Annotated in this window: 8 protein-coding genes; 7 read left to right on the forward strand and 1 reads right to left on the reverse strand. The window is 68.0% G+C overall.

The genetic code is table 11. From position 1 onward, the window contains the following. The 3 genes from DQP56_RS21445 to DQP56_RS21455 form a co-directional block, all read left to right on the forward strand. The coding region (locus DQP56_RS21445; protein WP_165825104.1) for a glycerate kinase at positions 1–306 on the forward strand (306 nt) is incomplete at its 5' end. 97 nt (positions 307–403) lie between these two features. After that, the gene (locus DQP56_RS21450) at positions 404–760 is read left to right on the forward strand and encodes a HesB/IscA family protein (RefSeq protein ID WP_065025289.1); all 357 of its coding nucleotides are present in this window, start codon (positions 404–406) and stop codon (positions 758–760) included. Between the two features lie 123 nt (positions 761–883). After that, a complete protein-coding gene (locus DQP56_RS21455) occupies positions 884–1,858 on the forward strand; it encodes a carbohydrate kinase family protein (protein WP_112688877.1) in 975 nt (324 codons plus the stop codon). 44 nt (positions 1,859–1,902) lie between these two features. On the opposite strand, the gene asnB is transcribed toward DQP56_RS21455, so the two are convergent. After that, positions 1,903–3,882: an asparagine synthase (glutamine-hydrolyzing) gene (gene asnB, locus DQP56_RS21460; protein ID WP_112688879.1), complete on the reverse strand. Its 1,980-nt coding sequence runs from the start codon at positions 3,880–3,882 to the stop codon at positions 1,903–1,905. 192 nt (positions 3,883–4,074) lie between these two features. Between asnB and ctaC the strand changes: the two genes are divergently transcribed. The 4 genes from ctaC to DQP56_RS21480 all read left to right on the forward strand — a co-directional run. Beyond that, positions 4,075–5,133: an aa3-type cytochrome oxidase subunit II gene (ctaC, locus tag DQP56_RS21465; RefSeq protein WP_234825770.1), complete on the forward strand. Its 1,059-nt coding sequence runs from the start codon at positions 4,075–4,077 to the stop codon at positions 5,131–5,133. A gap of 9 nt (positions 5,134–5,142) precedes the next feature. Then, positions 5,143–5,562: a cytochrome c oxidase subunit 4 gene (gene ctaF, locus DQP56_RS21470; RefSeq protein ID WP_013828639.1), complete on the forward strand. Its 420-nt coding sequence runs from the start codon at positions 5,143–5,145 to the stop codon at positions 5,560–5,562. 132 nt (positions 5,563–5,694) lie between these two features. Continuing rightward, on the forward strand, positions 5,695–6,603 hold the full coding sequence (locus tag DQP56_RS21475) for an MmpS family transport accessory protein (RefSeq protein ID WP_112688883.1): 909 nt from the start codon (positions 5,695–5,697) through the stop codon (positions 6,601–6,603). Next, positions 6,603–6,880, forward strand: a 278-nt coding sequence (locus tag DQP56_RS21480) for a DUF2561 family protein (RefSeq protein WP_114475787.1), incomplete at its 3' end; no start/stop codon positions are given. The genes DQP56_RS21475 and DQP56_RS21480, both read left to right, overlap by 1 nt.

A 6,880-nucleotide genomic window follows, 5' to 3' on the forward strand; every position in this document is an offset into this window, starting at 1 on the left:
GACGTCCTGGTCACCGGCGAGGGCCGGTTCGACCAGCAGTCCCTGCACGGCAAGGTCATCGGATCGCTGTGCGCCGCGGCCCGGACCCGGCAGCTGCCGGTGCTGGTACTGGCCGGGCAGATCGACCTGGACGAGCCGGCGCTGCGGTCGGCCGGCGTGGTGGCCGCCCGCGCGATCGCCGACCACGCCGGCTCGGTGGGCCTGGCGCTGGTCGACGCCGCCAACCAGCTGATCGGGCTGACCACGGTGCTTGCGGCGCAGATCGGTAGCCGACCGGCGGGTTCCCCCGATCCGGCAGCTCAGTAGGGAACACCTCGGCGCACGGTATCGTTGTGACGGTGGGCTCGGATGCTTCGAGTCGAGGCGAGCCCACCCCCGAATCAACCGCAGTTAGGGAGACGCAATGACTGTTCAGGACCAGTCGACCACCGAGTCTCAGGGCGTGGTCTTGACCGATGAAGCCGCGGCCAAGGTGAAGTCGCTGCTGGCCCAGGAAGGCCGTGACGACCTGACCCTGCGCATCTCGGTTCAACCGGGCGGCTGCGCGGGCCTGCGCTACAACCTGTTCTTCGACGACCGCACCCTCGACGGTGACGTGATCACCGACTTCAACGGGGTCAAGTTGGCCGTCGACCGGATGAGCGCTCCGTACCTGCAGGGTGCGGAGATCGGCTACGCCGACCAGATCGACAAGCAGGGTTTCACCATCGAGAACCCCAACGCGGGCGGCTCGTGCTCGTGCGGCGACTCATTCAACTGACCATCGGCAACCGGCCCCTCGGCCTGACGGCTAGGCGCTGCCCGGCGGCGAACCGGGTTGCACCGGCCGCTACCGTGGGAACCCACATTCAGGTCCACGTTGGCAACACGAGGGGGATAGTCAGTGACGATTGCGGTGACCGGTTCGATCGCAACCGACCATTTGATGCGCTTTCCGGGTCGGTTCTCCGAACAGTTGCTGGCCGATCACCTGCAGAAAGTCTCGCTGAGCTTCCTGGTCGACGGCCTGGTGGTGCACCGCGGCGGTGTGGCGGGCAACATCGCGTACGCGATCGGCGTGCTCGGCGGTGATGCCGCGCTGGTCGGCGCGGCCGGCGACGACTTCGCCGACTACCGCGACTGGCTGGCCTCCCACGGCGTCAACTGCGACAACGTGCTGGTCTCCACGACGGCGCACACCGCGCGCTTCACCTGCACCACCGATATCGACATGGCCCAGATCGCCTCGTTCTATCCGGGGGCCATGTCGGAGGCACGCAACATCTCGCTGGCCCAGGTGGTGGAGCGCCTCGGCACCCCCGAACTCGTCATCATCGGAGCCAACGACCCCGAGGCGATGTTCAGCCACACCGAGGAGTGCCGCAAGCTCGGCCTGGCGTTCGCCGCCGACCCGTCCCAGCAGCTGGCCCGCCTGACCGGTGAGGAGATCCGCCGGCTCATCGACGGTGCCACCTACCTGTTCACCAACGACTATGAGTGGGATCTGCTGCTGTCGAAGACCGGCTGGACCGAGGCCGACGTCATGAAGCAGGTGGGCCTGCGGGTCACCACGCTGGGCTGCAACGGGGTCGACATCGTCAACCCCGACGGTTCGCGGATCCATGTCGGCGTGGTACCCGAGAAGGCCCAGACCGACCCGACCGGAGTCGGTGACGCCTTCCGGGCCGGTTTCCTGACCGGCCGCAGCGCCGGGCTGAGCCTGGAGCGCTCCGCGCAACTCGGTTCCCTCGTCGCGGTGCTGGTGCTCGAATCCACCGGAACCCAGGAGTGGTCGTGGGACCGCGACGTCGCGCTCGCCAGGCTGGCCGACGCCTACGGCGACGCCCCCGCCGCGGAGATCGGCGCCGCACTCAAATAACCCGCCGAGCAGTCACGAAAGCGCCCGAATCCGCTGTTCGCGCCTTACAGCTGTACCGGGTACGTCGGCTCGCTGATCTGCGGGATCACCGAATGCTCGACGAAGATGGCGTGCCAGAGCAGGAAGATCAGCATGGTCCACAGCCGCCGGCTGTGATCGGCGGTGCCGGCCCGGTGCTCGTCGAGCATGGTGCGCACCGCGGCGACGTCGATCAGCTGGGCAGCGGAAGTGGCGGCGGCGCCATCGACGGTGGCGTAGGCCCACTCCAGCAGTTCACCGGCGCGCAACCAGTGCCGCAGCGGCACCGGGAAACCGAGCTTGGGCCGATGCAGCACGTGCGCGGGGATGATCGGCTCCAGCGCACGGCGCAGCGCGTACTTGGTGGTGGTGCGGGTGATCTTGGCCGACGCCGGCAGCCGGGAGGCGACCGCGAACACCTCCGGGTCCAGGAACGGCACCCGCAACTCCAGGGAGTTGGCCATGGTCATCTTGTCCGCCTTGACCAGGATGTCGCCGCGCAGCCAGGTGAACAGGTCGATGTGCTGCATCCGGGCCACCGGATCCCAGCCCGCTGATTCGGCATACAGCGGCGCGGTCACATCGGTGTGCGTCCACTCGGGGGAGAAGCCGGGCAATACCGCGCGCAGCTGCTCGTCGGAGAAGCTGCGGGCGTTGCCGTAGTAGCGCTCCTCGAGCGTCAGCGACCCGCGGTGCAGCAGGCTCTTGCCGCGCATCCCGTCCGGAAGCGGCTTGGACACCTTGCCCATCGACCGGCGTACCGGTGCCGGCAGGTAGTTGAACGGCCGCAGCGACAGCGGCTCGCGGTAGATGGTGTAGCCGCCGAACAATTCGTCGGCACCCTCGCCGGAGAGCACCACCTTGACGTGCTTGCGGGCCTCGGCGGCGATGAAGTACAGCGGGACCAGGGCCGGGTCGGCGACCGGGTCGTCGAGGTACCAGACGATCTCGGGCAGGGCGGCGACGAATTCCGCCGGGCTGACCACCTTGACCACATGCCGGGCGCCGATCGCCTCGGCGGACGCCGCGGCGACGTCGATCTCGGAGAAGCCCTCCCGCTCGAACCCGGTGGTGAACGTGATCAGCTTCGGGTTGTGGCGCATCGCCAACGCGGCGATCGCAGTGGAATCGATCCCGCCGGACAGGAACGCGCCCACCGTGACGTCGGCCCGCATGTGCTTGGCGACCGAGTCCTCCAGCACCGCGGTGATCTCGTCGTAGCGGGCCTGTTCGGTGTCGCGGCTGATCGGGGTGGCGTCGAATCGGGGCTTGAAGTAGCGGGTGATCTCCGGGACCGACCGGTCCGGGCTGATCCGCGTCCAGCAGCCCGACTCCAGCCGCCGCACCCCGCGGTGCAGTGTTTCGGGTTCGGGCACGTACTGCAGCACGGTGTAGTGCTGCAGTGCCCGCCTGTCGATGCCGGCATCGCCGACGTCGAAGCCCACCAGGGCGGCCATGTCGAGCAGCGACTTCTTCTCGCTGCCCACCGCGGTGCCGCCCGGCCCGCTGGCCATGAACAGCGGCTTGATCCCGAACGGGTCGCGAGCGCAGAACAGTTCGCCGCGCACGGTGTCCCACAGTGCGAAGGCGAACATGCCGCGCAGCCGCGGCAGCACGTCGGTGCCCCAGTAGTGGTAGCCGGCGACGATCGCCTCCCCGTCACCGTCGGTGTGGAAGACGGCGCCGTGGGTTGCGGCCAACTCCTCACGCAGCTCGAGGTAGTTGTAGATCTCCCCGTTGAACACCAGTACGTAGCGGTCGGACTGTTCAGCGGGCCCCCAGCGCAACGGCTGATGCGAATGCTCGATGTCGATGATCGACAACCGGTTGAAGCCCAGGGCGACGCCGTCGCCGGCCCAGGTGCCCAGTTCGTCGGGCCCCCGATGGCGCATCAGGTGCGCCGCCCGTTCGACCGTGGTGACAATGTCGGTGCGGTCGCCCGAATCCGCCGCGGCGGGGTCGGCGGTGCCGGCCGGGGCACGCACGAAGGCCAGCAGTCCACACATCGGGTCTCAGTATGCCGCACCGGGATCGGTCTCAGACCGCGTAGGCCTGCCCAGGGCCGGTGGTGGGCCCGACCGGACCGGCCAACCGGCAGGTCAGCCGAACCGGGGTGACTCGGGTGGTCTACGCTGCGTAGTATTCGACTGCTCCGCCGGTTTTGGCCGGCCCGGTCTGTGACTCGAGGAGGCACCAACGTGACACGTCGCGGGCAGGGCGTTGTGCTCAGCCGTCTGCTTCGGCCGCTGGCGGGAGCCGGCGTACTCGGGCTACTGGCGGTGACACTCAGCGGCTGCAGCTTCGACTGGACCGACGTGGTCGGCTTCGGCTGGCCCAAGGGCATCACGCCCGAGGCCGAGGCCAACTACAAGCTGTGGCTGGGCATGGTCATCGCCTCGGTGGTGATCGGCGGGATGGTCTGGGTAATGATCTTCTGGTCGGCGTTCTTCCACCGCAAGAAGGCGACCGACACCGAACTGCCGCGCCAGTTCGGCTACAACATGCCGCTGGAACTCGGGTTGACCGTGCTGCCGTTCCTGGCCATCGCGGTGATCTTCTACTTCACCGTCGTCGTGCAGGAGAAGATGCTGCACCACGAACCCGACCCCGAGGTGGTCGTCAACGTCACCGCGTTCCAGTGGAACTGGAAATTCGGCTACCAGAAGGTCGACTTCCGCGACGGCACGCTGAGCTACGACGGCGCGGACCAGCAGCGTAAGGACGCGCTGATCTCCAAGCCGGAAGGCGTCGACGAGCACGGCGAGGAGCTGGTCGGGCCGATCCGTGGCCGCAACGCCGAGGACCGCAGTTACCTCAACTTCGACAAGGTCGAGACACTCGGCACCACGAACGAGGTGCCGGTGCTGGTGGTGCCCAGCGGCAAGCGCATCGAGTTCGTGCTGAACTCCGCCGATGTCATCCACTCGTTCTGGGTGCCGGAGTTCCTGTTCAAGCGTGACGTGATCGCCTGGCCCGAGCGCAACAACCAGGTGAACACCTTCCAGGTCTCCGAGATCCAGAAGGAAGGGGCGTTCGTCGGCCACTGCGCCGAGATGTGCGGCACTTACCACGCGATGATGAACTTCGAGGTCCGGGTGGTCTCGCCCAACGACTTCAAGGCCTACCTCGGCCAGCGCATCGCCGGGAAGAGCAACGCCGAGGCGCTCGAGGCGATCAACCAGGAGCCGTTGGCCGTCACCACGCAACCGTTCGATAGCCGGCGCGGCCTGCTGGCCCCGCAAGCCAGCGACAAGTAGGGACGATCCATGCGCATCGAATCCAGGCTGTTCGAGTTCGTGGCCACCTTCTTCGTGGTCGTCGGTGTGGTCTACGCCGTACTGACTTCGTTGTTCGCCACCGGTGGCGTGGAGTGGGCCGGTAGCACGGCGCTGATCCTGACCGGGGTGATGGCGCTGATCGTGGCCACCTTCTTCCGGTTCGTTGCTCGCCGGCTCGACACCCGTCCCGAGGACTACGAGGCGGCCGAGATCAGTGACGGCGCCGGGGAGTTGGGTTTCTTCAGCCCCCACAGCTGGTGGCCGATTTTGATCGCACTGTCCGGATCGGTGGCCGCCGTCGGGATCGCGTTGTGGCTGCCGTGGCTGATCACCGCCGGGGTGGTGCTGGTGATATCGAGCGTGGCCGGGCTGGTCTTCGAGTACTACATCGGCCCCGAGAAACACTGAGCCGGTCCGCACGCGCCGCCGTGTCGACCCGTTTGGGTAGGGTTGCCGGTGCACAATGACCAACGGTGGTCGAATTCGACCGCGGTGGGTGGCGCGTGCGCGGGCGCACAGGTTGGAACAGGATAGGCGGGAATGAGCGGGCCGAATCCCCCGGAGTCGGGTTCTGGAGACGACGTCCCCGGCAACGGTCAGCCGGCCGCTGAACCGGCTCCGGAAGCGGTACCGGGCGCGGTCGGCCACAGGGAGATCCCGGCGATCGACGATGTAGCGGCCACCGGCGGGACCCCCGACAACACGGCGTACTCGCAGGCGTATTCGGCGCCGGAGTCCGAGCAGTTCTTGACTGGTCCCTACGTGCCGCCCGACCCGCGGTTGTACGACTACGACAACTACAACGCGCCCGACGAGCCGGACCCGCACGCCAAGACGCCGCGCTGGCCCTGGGTGGTCGGGGTCACCGTGATCATCGCCGCGATCTCCCTGGTGGTGTCGGTGGCACTGTTGTTCGCCCGCACCGAGACGCACGACCTGGCCACTCCCGCCACGACCAGCACCACCGTGTCGCACCCGCCGGTGCAGGACGAGATCACCAAGACCAGCATCCCGACCACCACCGTGCCCCCGCCCCCGCCCCCGTCGAGTGAGGAGCCGCCGCCTCCGCCGCCGCCGCCGAGCGAGGAGCCGCCGCCACCGCCGCCCCCGCCGGCTGAGACCCCCGCCCCCGAACCGTCCACCACGACACCGGAGCCCACCACGACCACGCAGGCCAAGCCGATGCAGGTGACCTACTCGGTCACCGGCACCAAGGCGCCGTTCGACCAGATCACGATCACCTACGTCGACGCCTCCGGGCAACGGCGGACGCAACGCAACGCCTACATCCCGTGGTCGTTGACGTTGACCCCGATCTCCCAGTCGGAGATCGGTTCGGTGGAGGCGTCCAGCATGCTGCGGCTGAGCAAGCTCAACTGTTCGATCACCAGCAGTGACGGCAGGGTGCTGTCCTCCAACAGCAACGACGCACCGGCGACGAGCTGCTGATGGTCGGCAGAAACATCGCGGACCGATTCGTCCACCCCGGGCAGTCCCCGGAGGTCACCGACCGAGTGCTGCTCGGTGTCTGCGCGGCGATCTGGCTGGCACTACTGGGCATGAGTGTGGCGGCCACGGTCGCGCTGGTCGACCTCGGGCGGGGTTTCGACCAGCCGACGGAGAGTTCCGGCACCGGCCTGCTGTACATCGTCATCGGCGTCTCCGCTCTGGTCATCCTGGCTGCGGTCCCGGTGCTGCTGCGAGCCCGGCAGGCTGGGCCGGCACG

The organism is Mycolicibacter senuensis (assembly GCF_003284925.1).
In the GTDB taxonomy this organism is placed as follows: Bacteria; Actinomycetota; Actinomycetes; order Mycobacteriales; family Mycobacteriaceae; genus Mycobacterium; species Mycobacterium algericum_A.